15 protein-coding genes are annotated in these 15,317 nt (G+C 60.9%); 8 read left to right on the forward strand and 7 right to left on the reverse strand.

Features of this window, described 5'->3' with window-relative positions:
• The first annotated feature begins 178 nt into the window (after nucleotides 1-178).
• Nucleotides 179-1,642: a glyceraldehyde-3-phosphate dehydrogenase gene (locus tag C1X29_RS19795; protein ID WP_007953026.1), complete on the forward strand. Its 1,464-nt coding sequence runs from the start codon at nucleotides 179-181 to the stop codon at nucleotides 1,640-1,642.
• Between the two features lie 65 nt (nucleotides 1,643-1,707).
• On the opposite strand, the gene C1X29_RS19800 is transcribed toward C1X29_RS19795, so the two are convergent.
• Nucleotides 1,708-3,000, reverse strand: a complete 1,293-nt coding sequence (locus C1X29_RS19800; RefSeq protein ID WP_102718172.1) for an MFS transporter — start codon at nucleotides 2,998-3,000, stop codon at nucleotides 1,708-1,710.
• Nucleotides 3,001-3,053: 53 nt separating this feature from the next.
• Here C1X29_RS19800 and C1X29_RS19805 point away from each other — a divergent pair, with 53 nt between their 5' ends.
• A complete protein-coding gene (locus C1X29_RS19805; RefSeq protein ID WP_173940199.1) occupies nucleotides 3,054-4,103 on the forward strand; it encodes an FAD:protein FMN transferase in 1,050 nt (349 codons plus the stop codon).
• 197 nt (nucleotides 4,104-4,300) lie between these two features.
• Entirely contained in the window at nucleotides 4,301-5,695 is a 1,395-nt protein-coding gene (sthA, locus tag C1X29_RS19810) for a Si-specific NAD(P)(+) transhydrogenase (protein WP_102688107.1), read from the forward strand.
• A 42-nt stretch (nucleotides 5,696-5,737) separates the two neighbouring features.
• Here sthA and C1X29_RS19815 read toward each other — a convergent pair whose 3' ends face one another.
• Nucleotides 5,738-6,460, reverse strand: a complete 723-nt coding sequence (locus tag C1X29_RS19815) for a glycerophosphodiester phosphodiesterase (protein WP_007953017.1) — start codon at nucleotides 6,458-6,460, stop codon at nucleotides 5,738-5,740.
• Nucleotides 6,461-6,474: 14 nt separating this feature from the next.
• Nucleotides 6,475-7,056, reverse strand: coding sequence for a PilZ domain-containing protein (locus C1X29_RS19820; protein ID WP_039772787.1), 582 nt, complete (start codon nucleotides 7,054-7,056; stop codon nucleotides 6,475-6,477).
• 94 nt (nucleotides 7,057-7,150) lie between these two features.
• On the opposite strand from C1X29_RS19820, the gene C1X29_RS19825 reads away from it, so the two are divergent.
• The 3 genes from C1X29_RS19825 (at nucleotide 7,151) to C1X29_RS19835 (ending at nucleotide 10,400) form a co-directional block, all read left to right on the forward strand.
• Nucleotides 7,151-8,401, forward strand: a complete 1,251-nt coding sequence (locus C1X29_RS19825) for a lipoprotein-releasing ABC transporter permease subunit (RefSeq protein ID WP_039772786.1) — start codon at nucleotides 7,151-7,153, stop codon at nucleotides 8,399-8,401.
• Nucleotides 8,402-8,408: 7 nt separating this feature from the next.
• Entirely contained in the window at nucleotides 8,409-9,092 is a 684-nt protein-coding gene (lolD, locus tag C1X29_RS19830) for a lipoprotein-releasing ABC transporter ATP-binding protein LolD (RefSeq protein WP_167443782.1), read from the forward strand.
• A 63-nt stretch (nucleotides 9,093-9,155) separates the two neighbouring features.
• Nucleotides 9,156-10,400 (forward strand): lipoprotein-releasing ABC transporter permease subunit, encoded by a 1,245-nt coding sequence (locus tag C1X29_RS19835; protein WP_011335181.1) that lies wholly within the window; start codon nucleotides 9,156-9,158, stop codon nucleotides 10,398-10,400.
• Between the two features lie 119 nt (nucleotides 10,401-10,519).
• Here the strand turns inward: C1X29_RS19835 and C1X29_RS19840 are convergent, their stop codons facing one another.
• On the reverse strand, nucleotides 10,520-11,857 hold the full coding sequence (locus C1X29_RS19840) for a heavy metal sensor histidine kinase (protein WP_102688109.1): 1,338 nt from the start codon (nucleotides 11,855-11,857) through the stop codon (nucleotides 10,520-10,522).
• The gene (locus tag C1X29_RS19845; RefSeq protein ID WP_007951608.1) at nucleotides 11,857-12,537 is read right to left on the reverse strand and encodes a heavy metal response regulator transcription factor; all 681 of its coding nucleotides are present in this window, start codon (nucleotides 12,535-12,537) and stop codon (nucleotides 11,857-11,859) included. The genes C1X29_RS19840 and C1X29_RS19845 overlap by 1 nt, the downstream gene beginning before the upstream one ends.
• Nucleotides 12,538-12,691: 154 nt before the next feature.
• Between C1X29_RS19845 and C1X29_RS19850 the strand changes: the two genes are divergently transcribed.
• Nucleotides 12,692-13,225, forward strand: coding sequence for a plastocyanin/azurin family copper-binding protein (locus C1X29_RS19850; RefSeq protein WP_102688110.1), 534 nt, complete (start codon nucleotides 12,692-12,694; stop codon nucleotides 13,223-13,225).
• 61 nt (nucleotides 13,226-13,286) lie between these two features.
• A complete protein-coding gene (gene queF, locus C1X29_RS19855) occupies nucleotides 13,287-14,117 on the forward strand; it encodes an NADPH-dependent 7-cyano-7-deazaguanine reductase QueF (protein WP_085608218.1) in 831 nt (276 codons plus the stop codon).
• A gap of 63 nt (nucleotides 14,118-14,180) precedes the next feature.
• Here the strand turns inward: queF and C1X29_RS19860 are convergent, their stop codons facing one another.
• Entirely contained in the window at nucleotides 14,181-14,444 is a 264-nt protein-coding gene (locus tag C1X29_RS19860; protein ID WP_039772780.1) for a DUF4404 family protein, read from the reverse strand.
• 108 nt (nucleotides 14,445-14,552) lie between these two features.
• The gene (locus C1X29_RS19865) at nucleotides 14,553-15,173 is read right to left on the reverse strand and encodes a phosphatase (RefSeq protein WP_102718173.1); all 621 of its coding nucleotides are present in this window, start codon (nucleotides 15,171-15,173) and stop codon (nucleotides 14,553-14,555) included.
• Nucleotides 15,174-15,317: the final 144 nt, after the last annotated feature.

A 15,317-nucleotide genomic window follows, 5' to 3' on the forward strand; every position in this document is an offset into this window, starting at 1 on the left:
GTTACAGACATCGTCTAACAGTCGTCGAAAAAATGGCTGCGCTGGAAGCCCCGGTTTTACTGGGCTGGCGGGGAGCGTTATTTTTTTGGACGGATTTTTGTTACCGATTGCGCGACAAGCGCGCATTGCTACAAGAGGTTCTCGGCGGCATAATGTAGCCCCTTTTTTCTGCCCCTACATGTGGAAGGTTACCGTGACTCAGAAGCCCGACCAGTGTCTTGGTGAATGGATCGACCGTGAAGCACTCGCAGAAGCGATGATTCCGCTTATCGGTCAGCTCTACCGCAACAACAACGTGGTGAGCTCGATCTATGGCCGCAGCCTGATCAACCAGTCTGTCATCGCGATTCTCAAAGCTCACCGCTTTGCTCGCCACCGTTCTGCCGACGACAGCGAACTCTCCGTCCACGAAACATTCCCACTGCTCAAGGCCATGAGCGAGCTCAAGCTCGGCGCGGCCTCGGTAGATCTGGGCAAGCTGGCGTACAAATTCCGCAACGAAGGCAACGGTCGTACCGCCGAGCAGTTCGTTCGCGAAGAAATGGCTGACGTGGTTGGCCAGCAAAACGCTTCGGCACGCAAAGGCACCGACGTTGTTCTGTACGGCTTCGGTCGTATCGGCCGTCTGCTGGCGCGTATCCTGATCGAGAAAACCGGTGGCGGCGACGGTCTGCGTCTGCGTGCCATCGTGGTGCGCAAGGGCGCCGAAAACGACCTGACCAAACGCGCCAGCCTGCTGCGTCGCGATTCGGTACACGGTTCGTTCAACGGCACCATCACCATCGACGAAGAAAACAACACCATCACCGCCAACGGCAACCTGATCCAGGTTATCTACGCGAAGAACCCTACCGAAGTGGATTACACCCAGTACGGCATCAAAGATGCGCTGCTGGTGGACAACACCGGTGTATGGCGTGATGCCGATGGCCTGGGCCAGCACTTGCAGTGCCCGGGTATCGACCGCGTTGTTCTGACCGCGCCTGGCAAAGGCAAGCTGAAGAACATCGTTCACGGTATCAACCACAACGAAATCACTGCTGACGACAAGATCGTGTCCGCCGCTTCCTGCACCACCAACGCCATCGTGCCGGTGCTGAAAGCCGTGAATGACAAGTTCGGCATCATCAACGGTCACGTCGAAACCGTTCACTCGTACACCAACGACCAGAACCTGATCGACAACTTCCACAAGGGCGATCGCCGTGGCCGTAGCGCCGCGCTGAACATGGTGATCACCGAGACCGGTGCTGCCACCGCTGCTGCCAAGGCCCTGCCTGAGTTGGCCGGCAAGCTGACCGGTAACGCGATCCGTGTTCCGACGCCGAACGTGTCGATGGCCATTCTCAACCTGAACCTTGAGAAAGCCGCCTCTCGTGAAGAGATGAACGAGTACCTGCGCTACATGGCGCTGCACTCCGATCTGCACAAGCAAATCGACTTCGTCAACTCGCAGGAAGTGGTTTCGACCGACTTCGTGGGCTCGCGCCACGCCGGTGTGGTCGATGCTGAAGCGACCATCGTTCAAGACAACCGCGTTGTTCTGTACGTCTGGTACGACAACGAGTTCGGCTACAGCTGCCAGGTGATCCGCGTGATGGAAGACATGGCCGGTGTAAACCCGCCAGCGTTCCCGCGCTAAGCTTTAGCTGCAAATGAAAACGCCCCGACTTAGGTCGGGGCGTTTTTGTTTGTGCGCGATTTGTCTCAGCGGGGGATGGCGGCTTGTGCCGTGCGCAGTTCGTGCCTGTTGCCACGGAACAGCACCAGCGTAGCGATCAGGCCCAATACGGCTGCGCCACTGAGCCAGATCCCCGGTGCCGCCTTGTTGTCCAGCACATGGATCAGGTAAGTGCAGGCCGCCGGCGTAAAGCCACCGAAGGTTGCGGTCGCCAGGCTGTAGGCCAGCGAGAAACCGGTCGTACGAACTTCCACCGGCATGATCTCGGTGAGGGCAACTACCATCGCCCCGTTGTACGAGCCGTACAGGAACGACAGCCACAACTCGACGATCAGCAAGTGGCTGAAGCTCGGGTTCGCCACCAGCCACGACAGTGCCGGGTAAGCGGTCAGGATCGCCAGAATCGTCGCCGCCAACAGTAGGGGTTTACGTCCAACCTTGTCGGACACCGCGCCCATCACCGGCAGCCAGAAGAAGTTCGACAGACCGATGCACACGGTCACCAGCAACGCATCGAAGTCCGACAGGTGCAGTTCCGCCTTGCCGAACGTCGGGGTGTAGGCGGTGATCAGGTAGAACGACACCGTCGTCATGACCACCAGCGCCATGCCGGCGATGACGATGCCAAAGTTCTGACCGATCGAACGGACGATTTCCTGCAGGGTAGGGCGATGTTTGCGCGCCTGGAACTCCGGGGTTTCCTCCAGCGAGCGGCGGATGACGAAGATCACCGGGACGATCATGCAGCCGATCAGGAACGGCACGCGCCAGCCCCATTCGCCCATCTGTACCGGGCTCAGCCAGTGGTTGAGGGCGACACCGAGCAGGCCGGCGAACACCACGGCGGCTTGTTGGCTGGCGGACTGCCAGCTGACGAAAAAGCCCTTGCGGCCGGGCGTGGCGATTTCCGCCAGATACACCGACACACCGCCCAATTCCACGCCGGCCGAGAAGCCTTGCAGCAATCGGCCGAACAGCACGATCAGCGGCGCGGCAACCCCAAGGGTGGCGTAGCCCGGCACGCAGGCAATCAGCACGGTGCCGGCCGCCATCATGGCCAGCGTGATGATCAGGCCTCGGCGCCGGCCGTGTCGGTCGATGTAGGCACCGAGAAAAATCGCCCCCAACGGACGCATCAGGAAGCCGGCGCCGAAAGTGGCCAGGGAAAGCATCAGGGACGCGAAGGCGCTGTCGGTGGGAAAGAAGGTCTTGGCAATGGCCGTGGCATAGAAGCCGTAGACCATAAAGTCGAACATCTCGAGAAAGTTGCCGCTGACAACGCGAAAAATCGCCTTGCCTTTGCCGGTCGTGGAAGACATGGGTAGGTACTCGCTCTAAATCTTGTAAGAAAGCGTTGCGCTCGTAGCCCATAATGGCCGGCGCGGTTTTGCGGGGAGATGAAGAATTGTTAACTGGACGGTGGGGGATTCTCGTGCTGCTGACCGGGTTTTTGTCCGGCTGCGGCAACGGCGATTCCCTCGAGGCTTTCGGTGGCCCGACGATGGGCAGCACCTATTCGATCAAGTACGTGCGCCATGCCAATCTGCCTGCGCCGCAGGAGGTGCGTGTCGAAGTGGAAAAAATCCTCGCGGATGTCGACCGGCAGATGTCGACTTACCGTGCGGACTCCGACATCTCGCGCTTCAATGCATTGCCGGCTGATCGCTGTCAGGTCATGCCCGCGCCGGTCCTTGAATTGATCCGCGTGGGCGAGCAGCTGTCGCAACAAAGCGAAGGCTCCTACGATCTCACGGTTGAGCCGCTGATGAATCTATGGGGATTCGGCCCGCAAGGGCGTGAAGAAAAAGTCCCGGATGCGGCGGCGCTGGCCGAAGTGCGGCAGCGGGTCGGCCATCAGCACCTGCGCATCGACGGCGATCGCTTGTGCAAGGACGCGGCGGTCGAGGTGGATTTCAACAGCATCGCCGCCGGTTACGCGGTCGACACCATTGCCACGCGGCTCGAGGCCCTGGGCATTCATGATTACCTTGCCGAAGCCACCGGCGAGCTCAAGGCGTCCGGAAAAAAGCTTGATGGTTCGCCATGGCGTATCGCTCTGGAAGAACCGCGTGACGATCAGCAGGTGGCAGAGCGAGTCATCAATGTCGATGGCTATGGCCTGTCCACGTCCGGCGACTACCGCAACTATTTTCAGCAAGATGGCCGGCGCTATTCCCACACCTTCGATGCCCGGACCGGTGCGCCGGTCCTACACGATCTGGCGTCGGTCACGGTAATTCATCCTTCAGCGCTGATGGCCGATGGACTATCGACGCTGTTGCTGATTCTCGGGCCTGAAAGGGCCTGGGACTATGCGGAAAAACACGACATTGGTGCATTCTTTGTGATTCGTGCCGATACAGGTTTCGTCACACGCACCAGTCACGCTTTCGAACGGCTCAGTGGCTCAAAAGTTGACTGAGAACAGTACGAAAGCTGGCGTTGTAGTGCAGGCAAAAGTAGCCTACGACGCGACCAAGGGTTAATGTGCGCGGCGTTGACGCTTCTATAGACTGTGTCCGGGTTTTCTACTGGCCCCCAATTGTTCCTTCGCGCCGTCGTTCGGCGTGATTTAGCCGCCGGTGCTGCTGGCACCGCGGCCTGTTCTGAGGAGTACGCATGGCTGTCTACAACTACGACGTGGTGGTGCTGGGTTCCGGCCCGGCGGGAGAAGGCGCGGCAATGAACGCCGCCAAAGCAGGGCGCAAGGTGGCGATGGTCGACAGCCGTCGCCAGGTCGGCGGCAACTGCACCCACCTGGGCACCATCCCGTCCAAGGCCCTGCGTCACTCGGTGCGGCAGATCATGCAGTTCAACACCAACCCGATGTTCCGTGCGATCGGCGAGCCGCGCTGGTTCTCCTTCCCGGACGTGTTGAAAAGCGCCGAGAAAGTCATTTCCAAACAAGTCGCTTCGCGTACCGGCTACTACGCCCGTAACCGCGTGGACGTGTTTATTGGCACCGGCAGCTTCGCCGACGAGCAAACCATCGAAGTGGTCTGCGCCAACGGCGTGGTCGAGAAACTGGTGGCCAAGCACATCATCATCGCCACCGGTTCGCGTCCTTATCGCCCGGCGGACATCGATTTCCACCACCCGCGTATCTACGATAGCGACACCATCCTCAGCCTCGGCCACACCCCGCGCAAACTGATCGTTTACGGCGCCGGCGTGATCGGCTGTGAATACGCTTCGATCTTCAGCGGTCTGGGCGTGCTGGTCGAGCTGGTGGACAACCGCGGTCAGTTGCTGAGCTTCCTCGACTCGGAAATTTCCCAGGCGTTGAGCTACCACTTCAGCAACAACAACATCACCGTGCGTCACAACGAAGAATATGACCGCGTCGAAGGCGTGGACAACGGCGTGATCCTGCACTTGAAGTCCGGCAAGAAGATCAAGGCCGACGCCTTGCTCTGGTGCAACGGTCGTACGGGTAACACCGACCAGTTGGGTCTGGAAAACATCGGGGTCAAGGTCAACAGCCGTGGCCAGATCGAAGTCGACGAGAACTACCGCACCTGTGTGCAGAACATCTATGGCGCCGGTGACGTGATCGGCTGGCCGAGTCTGGCCAGTGCCGCCCACGACCAGGGCCGTTCGGCCGCCGGCAGCATCGTCGACAATGGCAGCTGGCGTTTCGTGAATGACGTGCCGACCGGCATCTATACCATTCCGGAGATCAGCTCGATCGGCAAGAACGAGCAGGAGCTCACCCAGGCCAAAGTGCCGTACGAAGTGGGCAAGGCGTTCTTCAAGAGCATGGCGCGTGCACAGATCGCCGGCGAGCCGCAAGGCATGCTGAAGATCCTGTTCCACCGTGAAACCCTGGAAGTGCTGGGCGTTCACTGCTTCGGTTATCAGGCGTCGGAGATCGTGCACATCGGTCAGGCGATCATGAACCAGCCGGGCGAACTGAACACCCTGAAGTACTTCGTCAACACAACGTTCAACTACCCGACCATGGCCGAAGCCTATCGGGTAGCGGCGTACGACGGCCTCAACCGGCTTTTTTGACGGGCTCCGGCCGGTGGCCTGAGCCGGCCGGGGAGACCGATTTCAGCAATTCCCGAGGGTGGCAGTGGCCAAACCGGGAAAGTCTGTAATCAGGCTGTCAACGCCGAAGTCGGCGAGTCTGCGCATCAGCGCAGGCTCGTTGACGGTCCACACCGACACATGCAGCCCCTGACGCTGCGCCTTTTGCAGGCGTTCCGGCGTACACAGCGTCCAGTTCAACGCCAGAATCTCGCAACCGTAACTTTGCGCGACCTTCAATGGGTCGAGCCAGGCGTATTCGGCCACCAGGCCGCGTGATACGTCGGGCACCAGATCCAGCGCAGCCTTCAAGACTTCCCGCGAACTCGAGGTGATTGTCACCTTGTCGAGCAGCCCGTGTCTGACCGCCATTTCACGGATCGCCAGCACGGTGGTCGCGGCGCGGGTGCGCGAAGCGCTTTTGACTTCCAGCTGCCAGTGCTCGAAGTCGCACTTTTCGAACAGTTCTTCCAGCGTCGGGATAGGGCAGGGCTTGATCCAGCCCGGGCCGCCTTTGCGCGCGTCGTAGGTCACAAGATCGGCGGCGGTGTGCTCGACCACCTTGCCGCGCCTGTCGGTGGTGCGCTTGAGGGTCGGGTCGTGGATGACCATCAGCTCGCCGTCCTTGGACAGGTGCAGGTCCAGCTCGCAGCGGCGCACGCCGTGCTTGAGACATTCCTGAAAACTGCTCAGGGTGTTTTCCGGTGCTTCGCCCTTGGCGCCGCGGTGGCCGTAGATAAGGGTCACGGTTCTTCCTTAATTTAGATGCCTGATTCGTTCTGTTCGCGGGCCAGACGTCGTTCCTGGGCCTGCTTCTGCAAGATATAGCGGGCGAGCAACTGGCGCTGGGCGTCGGTCAGGTGTTCGAACTCGGTGCCGACGTCGTAGCCGTCGCCCTTGCGGTCGCAATGGGTGACGCGTGCGCGCAGCAACAGGCCAAGCGCCTGGGGCATCAGCACCAGTTTCACCGACAGGTGGGCGCCGGTGGCGATCGGGGTCGGGTGCTGGAAGTCGATGCCGCCCTCGGAAATGATCACCGGTTGCGGCTCGCCGATATGGCCGAGCACGGTCAGGGCGACCACCTGGCTGAGCAGGTCGATGCGTTTGTTCTGGGATTTCAGGAACGCCGCGATGGCGCGGTCGCGTTCGCTGATCTGGCGCAGCAGGTGCTGCGACTCGAATTCGCTCAGGTGCAATTCGCTGAGCAGGTTGAACAGTGGAGAAGCATCCTGCAACACTTCCTGGCCTGCGGCTTCGGGAGCGGACAGGGGCCGAATTTCCAGTGCGATCGTGTCCTCGATACGGTAGTATTCGCGGCGATCTTCTTCATCTAATGTCGACATGGCGAACCCATGGTAGCGGCGGTGGTCTGAGTGTAAAGCTGGTTATCGACCCCCGCCACAAGGACGTTCCTTTTCCCTCCGAACAAGCCCCGACATGTTCAGACCTCTCTTCGTATTTATCGGCACGCGTTATACCCGTGCAAAGCGTCGCAATCATTTTGTGTCATTCATTTCCCTGACTTCGATGATCGGGCTCGCCCTTGGCGTGGTCGTGATGATCGTGGTGCTGTCGGTGATGAACGGCTTCGATCATGAGATGCGCACCCGCGTGCTGGGCATGGTGCCCCACGCGACCATCGAGTCCGGTGAAGCCATCAACGACTGGCCGAGCCTGGCCGCCAAGGTCAAGCAGAACCCGCAGGTGGCGGCCGTTGCGCCGTTTACCCAGATGCAGGGATTGCTGACCAACAACGGCCAGGTGTCCAAGGTGTTGCTCAATGCCATCGATCCGGCGCTGGAACGCAACGTCTCGATCATCGACAACTTCATGAAGCAGGGCAAACTCGACGATCTGACGCCGGGCAGCTTCGGCATCGTGATCGGCGACAAGGCCGCGACCAAGCTCGGCGTGGGCCTCGGTGACAAGATCACCTTCGTCGCGCCGGAGGTCAGCGTGACCCCGGCCGGGATGTTCCCGCGCATGAAACGCTTCACCGTGGTCGGCATCTTCCATGTCGGCGCCGGTGAACTCGACGGTTACCTGGGCGTCACCAACCTGCAGGATCTGGCGAAGATGCACCGCTGGAAGCCTGATCAGGTACAGGGCCTGCGCCTGAAGTTCGACGATCTGTTCCAGGCGCCGCGTGAGGCGTGGAACATCGCTCAACGCCTCGGCGAAGACCGTTACTACGCCCGCGACTGGACCCGTACCCACGGCAATCTGTATCAGGCGATCCGCATGGAAAAAGCCATGATTGGCCTGTTGTTGCTGCTGATCGTCGCCGTTGCCGCGTTCAACATCATTTCCACGCTGGTGATGGTGGTGAACGACAAGAAGGGCGACATCGCCATTCTGCGCACACTGGGCGCCACGCCGGGCACGATCATGCGCACGTTCATGGTGCAGGGCACGGTGATCGGCGTGGTCGGCACGGCCATCGGCGCCGTGGTCGGGATCTTCGCCGCGCTCAACGTCAGCGCCGCGATTTCGGCCCTCGAAGGCGTGATCGGACACAAATTCCTCAACGCCGACGTGTATTTCATCGATTACCTGCCGTCGCAGGTGCAGAGCCAGGACGTGGTCATGGTCTGCGCCGCTGCGTTGGTCCTGAGTTTCCTCGCCACCCTGTATCCAGCCTGGCGTGCCGCGCGCACCCAGCCGGCGGAGGCGCTACGTTATGAGTGAGTCGGGCATGAGTGAAAAAGCAATCTTGAGCTGCCGCAACCTGGGCAAATCCTACGAGGAAGGCCCGGAGTCGGTGGAAGTGCTGGCCAACCTGCAACTGGAACTGCATCCAGGCGAGCGGGTGGCGATCGTCGGCAAATCCGGTTCGGGCAAAAGTACCTTGCTCAACCTGTTGGGCGGTCTCGACACGCCGACCAAGGGCAGTGTCTGGCTCGACGGTGAAGAACTCTCGGCGCTGAGCGAGAAGAAGCGTGGCCTGCTGCGTAACCGCGCCCTCGGGTTCGTGTACCAGTTCCATCACCTGCTGCCGGAATTCACCGCTCTGGAAAACGTCTGCATGCCTCTGCTGATCGGCAAGACCGCGATCCCGGAAGCGCGTCAGCGTGCCACGGCGTTGCTGGAGCGAGTGGGGCTGGGCCATCGCCTGGAACACAAGCCGGCGGAACTGTCCGGTGGCGAACGTCAGCGCGTGGCCATCGCCCGTGCGCTGGTGAACAATCCAGGGCTGGTGATGCTCGACGAGCCGACCGGCAACCTCGACTCCCACACCGCCGAAGGCATTCAGGATCTGATGCTGGAACTCAGCACTTCGATGCGCACGGCGTTTCTGGTGGTGACTCACGACATGAACCTGGCTCGCCAGATGGACCGCGTCCTGCAATTGCAGGAAGGTTGCCTGACCCCCATCTGACGGCTTGAAACCCGGTGCCTGAAAAGGCATCGGGTCTTTTATTTTTATACGGTGCCCCAGCGAATGTTCAGACCGTTATCGATCTTTATCGGCACGCGCTATACCCGCGCCAAGCGCCGCAATCGCTTTGTTTCGTTCATATCGATGACCTCGATGATCGGCCTCGCCCTCGGCGTGCTGGCGATGATCGTGGTGCTGTCGGTGATGAACGGCTTCCAGCGCGAAATGAGCTCGCGCATCCTCGGCATGGTGCCTCACGCGACCATCGTCGGCGTCAAGCCGATCGACGACTGGCAGCCAGTGGCCGCCGCTGCGATGAAGAACCCGGAAGTGACCGCCGCCGTGCCGTTCACCGAGATGGAAGGCATGCTGTCCTACAAGGGCATGATGCAGCCGATCCAGATCAGCGGCGTCGACCCGGCTCAGGAAGGCAAGGTGTCGATCGTTGCCCAGCACATTGTTCAGGGCCGTCTCGATGCCTTGAAGCCTGGTGAATTCGGCGTAGTGCTGGGTGAAATCACTGCCCGGCGTTTCCGCCTCAACGTCGGCGACAAGATTACCCTGATCGTGCCGGAAGTCAGCACCGCACCGGGCGGCATCACCCCGCGCATGCAGCGCCTGAACGTGGTCGGCGTGTTCAAGGTCGGTGCCGAACTCGACGGTTCCATGGGCCTGATCCACGTCTCCGACGCCGCGACCATGCAGCACTGGGAGCCGAATCAGGTGCAGAGCGTGCGTCTGGCGGTGAAGGATCTGTACGCCGCGCCGAAGGTTTCGTCGGACATCGCCAGCGGCCTCGGCGCCGACTTCAAGGCTGACGACTGGACCCACACCCAGGGCAGCCTGTTCAGCGCGATGAAGATGGAAAAAACCATGATCGGCCTGTTGCTGCTGATGATCGTCGCGGTGGCGGCGTTCAACATCATCGCGACCCTGATCATGGTGGTAAACGACAAGGGCGCGGACATCGCGATCCTGCGCACTATCGGCGCCACACCACGGCAGATCATGGCGATCTTCATGGTGCAGGGCACGGTGATCGGCATCGTCGGCACCATCATCGGTGGCGTGCTGGGCGTGATTGCTGCGCTGAATGTCAGTGAGATGGTGGGCTGGGTCGAGCGAGTGACCGGGCAGCACATCTTCAGTTCGGACGTTTATTTCGTCAGCAACCTGCCATCGGAATTGCAGGGCGGCGACGTGCTGTTGATCTGCTCGGCGGGCTTCATCCTCAGCTTCCTGGCCACCGTTTACCCGGCCTGGCGAGCGGCGAAGATCGAACCGGCGCACGCGTTGCGCTATTCGTAAGTTCACGCGATGCTCGTTCCCACGCTCCGCGTGGGAATGCATCAACGGACGCTCCGCGTTCGGCTCTTAAGGGGCGCAGAGCGCCCCGGGCTGCATTCCCACGCAGAGCGTGGGAACGATCAGCTTCGAGGCAACTCAATCACAAACCGCGTCCAGCCCTGAGCCGATTCGCAATGAATCTGCCCGCCATGGGCCCGGATGATCGACTGAGTAATCGCCAGCCCCAATCCCGCATGCTCGCTGCTGCCTTCCTGGCGCGCCGGATCCGCCCGGTAGAAGCGGTCGAACAAGCGCGGCAGCAACTCAGCAGAAATCCCTTCGCCACTGTTCTCCACCGTCACGCTCAAGGATTTCGCCTGCTCGGCTACCCGCACGCGTACTTCGCCGTTAGCAGGGGTAAAGCGCAACGCGTTATCCAGCAGGTTCGACAGCGCCCGGCGCAACATCGCGCGATCACCCGCAAACCGCCCATAACCGTCACGGCTCAGGCTGACCTGAGCGTCTTCGGCCAGCGGCGCAAAAAACTCCAGCAACGCATCGGCTTCTTCCGCCAGCTCCAGCGGTTCACGCTTGGGTACCAGCAAGCCGTGGTCGGCCTTGGCCAGATAAAGCATGTCGTTGACCAGTTGCGCCATCCATTGCAGCTCTTCGAGGTTGCTGTGCAGCGCTTCGCGATAGTCTTCGAGGGGGCGAGGGCGGGTGAGAGTGACCTGCGTGTGGGTCAGCAGGTTCGACAATGGGGTGCGCAGCTCATGGGCGATGTCGGCGGAGAACGCTGACAGTCGCTGAAAGGAGTCATCGAGGCGTCCGAGCATGGCGTTGAAGCTGTGGGCCAGTTCCGCGAGTTCTGCGGGCATCCGCGCTTCCGGCAGTCGGGCATTCAGCGATTGCGCCGAAATCCCACGGGCCACCGCACTCATGCGGCGTAACGGGCGAAGACCACTGCGGGCCGCCCAGGCGCCGAGCAGCGCGGTGGCCAGCGCCGACAGGCCGACGGTCAGCCAGATCAGATGCTGCATGCGTTGCAGGAAGTGCTGGTGGTGGGTGATGTCCAGCAGCAAGGTCAATTGCGGGGAATCCGGTTTTTCCGGTTCAAGCGCGGCGTTGAGCAGGCGATAGTCGGTGCCGTTGTCGCTGATGGTGGCCAGACCGGGTTGCTGCGGCAGATTCGCCGGCGTATGCAACGAACGGCCGAACCAGCGTTGTCCCTCAGGGCTGCTGATGCGCAGCGAGACATCGCCCTGTTGGCTCAACTCATCGGTGATGTGCGCGGCGTCGCTACCACTCAGCAGTGTCTGACGTACGCTGAGCAGTTTTCCTTCGAGCAGTTGCTGGTCGAGCTCGATGAAGTGACCCTCGCTGGCCCGATTGAAAACGACCCCGGCGACCAGCGAAACCACGGCGGTGCAGCCGGCGAACAAAAGCGCCAGCCGACCGCTCAAGGACAGTCGGCGCATCAGTCGGCACGCTCTTCAAGGACGTAACCCATGCCGCGTACGGTGTGAATCAGCTTGTGGGGGAAGTCGTCATCAATCTTCAGACGCAGTCGACGAATCGCCACTTCGATCACATTGGTGTCGCTGTCGAAGTTCATGTCCCAGACCTGCGAGGCGATCAGCGATTTGGGCAGCACTTCGCCCTGGCGGCGCAAAAGCATTTCCAGCAGAGCGAACTCTTTGGCGGTGAGGTCGATGCGTTGACCGCTGCGTTCGACCCGGCGGCGGATCAGGTCCAGGCTCAGATCGGCCAGGCGCAGACTGGTTTCCTGGGGCGTGGAACTGCCGCGGCGCAACAGGCTGCGCACCCGCGCCAGCAATTCGGAGAAGGCGAACGGTTTGACCAGGTAGTCGTCGGCGCCCAGTTCGAGGCCGTGAACCCGGTCTTCAACGGTGTCCTTGGCGGTCAAAAACAGGATCGGCGTTTCCAGACCGGCGCTGCGCACCGCTTGCAGAATCTGCCAGCCATTGCGACCGGGCAGCATCACGTCGAGGATCAGCAGCGCATAGTCGCCGCTCAACGCCAATTGCTGGCCGGTGGTGCCGTCGGCCACCAGTTCGGTGTTGAAACCGGCCTCGGTCAGGCCCTGGCGCAGGTACTGGCCGGTTTTGGGTTGGTCTTCGACGATGAGCAGTTTCATTGGCGACTCGGGTTGCGGGAACGAGGACGTTATACCGTGGGCTCACGCGGTGCGCGCCAACCTGACAAAGTTGTAATCTCCCTGTCAGGTCGCTGCCAGCGCAGGCGGGCTAGAGTTTCCCACAGGCTGAACCTTGATTTGTTGGAGTACGACTATGTTTTTGCGCAATCGTCTGGCCCTTGCCGCGTGTCTGCTGGCGCTCAGTTCGCCGCTGTGGGCATCGCCGGCGCACACCTATGACTTCGGCCAGCCGGCTCCGGCGGCCAAGGCCACCCGCAGCATCGAAGTGGTGATGGGCGACATGAGCTTTGATCCGAAGGCGATCGAGATCAAGGCCGGTGAGACCGTTCGTTTCGTGCTGGTGAATAAAGGCCAGTTGCTGCACGAATTCAACCTCGGCGACGCGGCGATGCATGCAAAACATCAGCAGGAAATGTTACAGATGCAGCAAAGCGGCATGCTCACGCCGACCGGCATGAAGGAAATGTCCCACGACATGGCGGGCATGGATCACAGCTCGATGGGCCACGGCATGAAGCATGACGACCCCAACAGCGTGCTGGTGGAGCCGGGCAAGACCGCCGAGTTGACCTGGACCTTCAGCAAAGCGGTAAACCTGGAATTTGCCTGCAACATTCCCGGGCATTACCAGGCCGGAATGGTCGGCAAACTGACAGTCAGTCAGTAAGCACTCAAAGGCGGGAGCAAAGGCTGGTAGAATCCGCTGATTCTTCAGTCAGGTTTCCGCCATGCATCCCGCAGCCGAACATTCGCCGCTGGGCAAATCCAGCGAATACATCGCCACGTACACGCCGTCCCTGCTGTTCCCGATCCCGCGCACCGCGAAATGGGCCGAGCTGGGCCTGACCGCCGAAACCCTGCCGTATAAAGGCGTGGATTTCTGGAACTGCTTCGAACTGTCGTGGCTGCTGCCGTCGGGCAAACCGGTGGTGGCGATCGGTGAATTCAGCATTCCGGCGGATTCGCCGAACATCATTGAATCCAAGTCGTTCAAGCTCTACCTGAACTCGCTGAACCAGACGCCTTTCGCCGACATCGCGAGCCTTGAAGCGACGCTGGTCAAGGACTTGTCCGCTGCTGCCGGCAAACCGGTGGGCGTGCGGGTTCGCAGCCTGAAAGACGTCGAAGCCGAAGGCGTTGTCGCGCTGCCGGGCGTGTGCATCGACGATCTGGATATCAGCGTCAGCAACTACGAACACCCGCGTCCTGAACTGCTGCGCTGCGACGATTCGCGGGTGGTGGAGGAGAGCGTGCACAGCCATCTGCTCAAATCCAACTGCCCGGTGACCAGTCAGCCCGACTGGGGCAGCGTGGTGGTGGAATACCGTGGCGCGGCGCTGGATCACGCCAGCCTGCTGGAGTACATCGTCAGCTTCCGTCAGCACTCGGACTTCCACGAGCAGTGCGTGGAGCGGATCTTCCTCGACCTGCAGCGCCTTTTGAAACCGGAAAAACTCACGGTGTTCGCGCGTTATGTGCGCCGGGGCGGGCTGGACATCAACCCTTATCGCAGCACTGAAAGCGTGCAACTGCCGAACCATCGTCTGGTTCGTCAGTAACCCGCATCGCGGACATGAAAAAGCCCTGCCAGTGATGGCAGGGCTTTTTTGCATTCGCGGGTTTCAGATGCCCATGCTGACCAGGGAATTCATGATGTTGCGCAGTGTGCCGGCGATGGTGGGGTGATCAACTTCAAAGCGCTCAACGGCAAGGTTTACGCCATCGGCAATGTTGGAGTCCTTGGTTTTGGTTTCCAGTTCAAGTTCCAGTTCGATCTGTTCCATCAGGGCATGTAGATCAGCGCGCTCGGCTTCGGTCAGCGGAGGATTTTGATCCAGTTGCTCGCGCAGGGCATTGAGCTGTTTCTGCAGTTCTTGAGCGGGCATGGTTGTTTCCTTTTATCGAGAGGCACTGGCATAGACCGCAGCCGTGCGCCAAAGGTCTATGTCTCTCCTTAAGACTAATCCACTCTTGGCCAACCTGCATGATCCCGGTCAGGGCTTTTCGCCTTTGAGACGGCGCAGGCTGATGTCCGCCAGACAAGTGTCGAGTTCGCCCAGATGATCGATCACCGAGTGCACGCCGAGGCCGAACAGCTGCACCGTCGCCTTGCCGCGCAGCTGTTCGCGCTCCTTCTGGCTCAGGGCTTGCCATTCGCCCGGCGCCAGGCCGCACAGCGAGCCGCACGACGCCAGGCCAATGGTCCAAAGCCCCGCGTTCAGACCCGATTGCAGCAGGCGCGGTTCGCCGCTGACCAGCACGCAACCGTCGAGGCGATCGACATTCAAGCCCATCAACGCTTGCCAGCAGGCATCGGGCGCCGGCCACGGATTGATTGTTGCCGAATGTTGCGACGGTTTGATCCAGTCAGGTAGCGCCGATGAGAGTACCTGAGTGCAGGCCGTGGACAGCTCATCAAGCCAGGCGCAGGGGATTTGCTGGCGTTGCAGGCTGCGCAGGCTGTCGAGGGCGCCGGGTGTGACGTCGGCGTGTTCCGGGCCGACGCTGGTGTGATGACGAGCGCGAGCGCCGAAGTCCACCAGACAACCACTGAGTCCGAACAGCACGGCGGTCAGCGTCGGTGCCGCGAGGGGCAAGGCTTCGGCTTGAGGCATGGAAAACGTCCCTGAAATAGCGATCAGGCTAGGCAATGTCGGTGACAGTTGCATGACAGGCCAATGACGAAGCGTCCTACAGTGGGTTTCACCGGGGGAACTGCCTAAAGCGCCGTTTCCGTCTTATACTGACGCACTAATCGC

The organism is Pseudomonas sp. GW456-12-10-14-LB2 (assembly GCF_002884345.1).
In the GTDB taxonomy this organism is placed as follows: Bacteria; Pseudomonadota; Gammaproteobacteria; order Pseudomonadales; family Pseudomonadaceae; genus Aquipseudomonas; species Aquipseudomonas paraglycinae.

What these genes read in the sequence shown, in the direction of transcription:
- C1X29_RS19795 (WP_007953026.1), top strand. Translation starts at nt 179, where the DNA reads ATGTGGAAGGTTACCGTGACTCAGAAGCCCGACCAGTGTCTTGGTGAA.
- C1X29_RS19800 (WP_102718172.1), bottom strand. Translation starts at nt 3,000, where the DNA reads ATGTCTTCCACGACCGGCAAAGGCAAGGCGATTTTTCGCGTTGTCAGC.
- C1X29_RS19805 (WP_173940199.1), top strand. Translation starts at nt 3,054, where the DNA reads ATGGCCGGCGCGGTTTTGCGGGGAGATGAAGAATTGTTAACTGGACGG.
- sthA (WP_102688107.1), top strand. Translation starts at nt 4,301, where the DNA reads ATGGCTGTCTACAACTACGACGTGGTGGTGCTGGGTTCCGGCCCGGCG.
- C1X29_RS19820 (WP_039772787.1), bottom strand. Translation starts at nt 7,056, where the DNA reads ATGTCGACATTAGATGAAGAAGATCGCCGCGAATACTACCGTATCGAG.
- C1X29_RS19825 (WP_039772786.1), top strand. Translation starts at nt 7,151, where the DNA reads ATGTTCAGACCTCTCTTCGTATTTATCGGCACGCGTTATACCCGTGCA.
- lolD (WP_167443782.1), top strand. Translation starts at nt 8,409, where the DNA reads ATGAGTGAAAAAGCAATCTTGAGCTGCCGCAACCTGGGCAAATCCTAC.
- C1X29_RS19835 (WP_011335181.1), top strand. Translation starts at nt 9,156, where the DNA reads ATGTTCAGACCGTTATCGATCTTTATCGGCACGCGCTATACCCGCGCC.
- C1X29_RS19840 (WP_102688109.1), bottom strand. Translation starts at nt 11,857, where the DNA reads ATGCGCCGACTGTCCTTGAGCGGTCGGCTGGCGCTTTTGTTCGCCGGC.
- C1X29_RS19845 (WP_007951608.1), bottom strand. Translation starts at nt 12,537, where the DNA reads ATGAAACTGCTCATCGTCGAAGACCAACCCAAAACCGGCCAGTACCTG.
- C1X29_RS19850 (WP_102688110.1), top strand. Translation starts at nt 12,692, where the DNA reads ATGTTTTTGCGCAATCGTCTGGCCCTTGCCGCGTGTCTGCTGGCGCTC.
- queF (WP_085608218.1), top strand. Translation starts at nt 13,287, where the DNA reads ATGCATCCCGCAGCCGAACATTCGCCGCTGGGCAAATCCAGCGAATAC.
- C1X29_RS19860 (WP_039772780.1), bottom strand. Translation starts at nt 14,444, where the DNA reads ATGCCCGCTCAAGAACTGCAGAAACAGCTCAATGCCCTGCGCGAGCAA.
- C1X29_RS19865 (WP_102718173.1), bottom strand. Translation starts at nt 15,173, where the DNA reads ATGCCTCAAGCCGAAGCCTTGCCCCTCGCGGCACCGACGCTGACCGCC.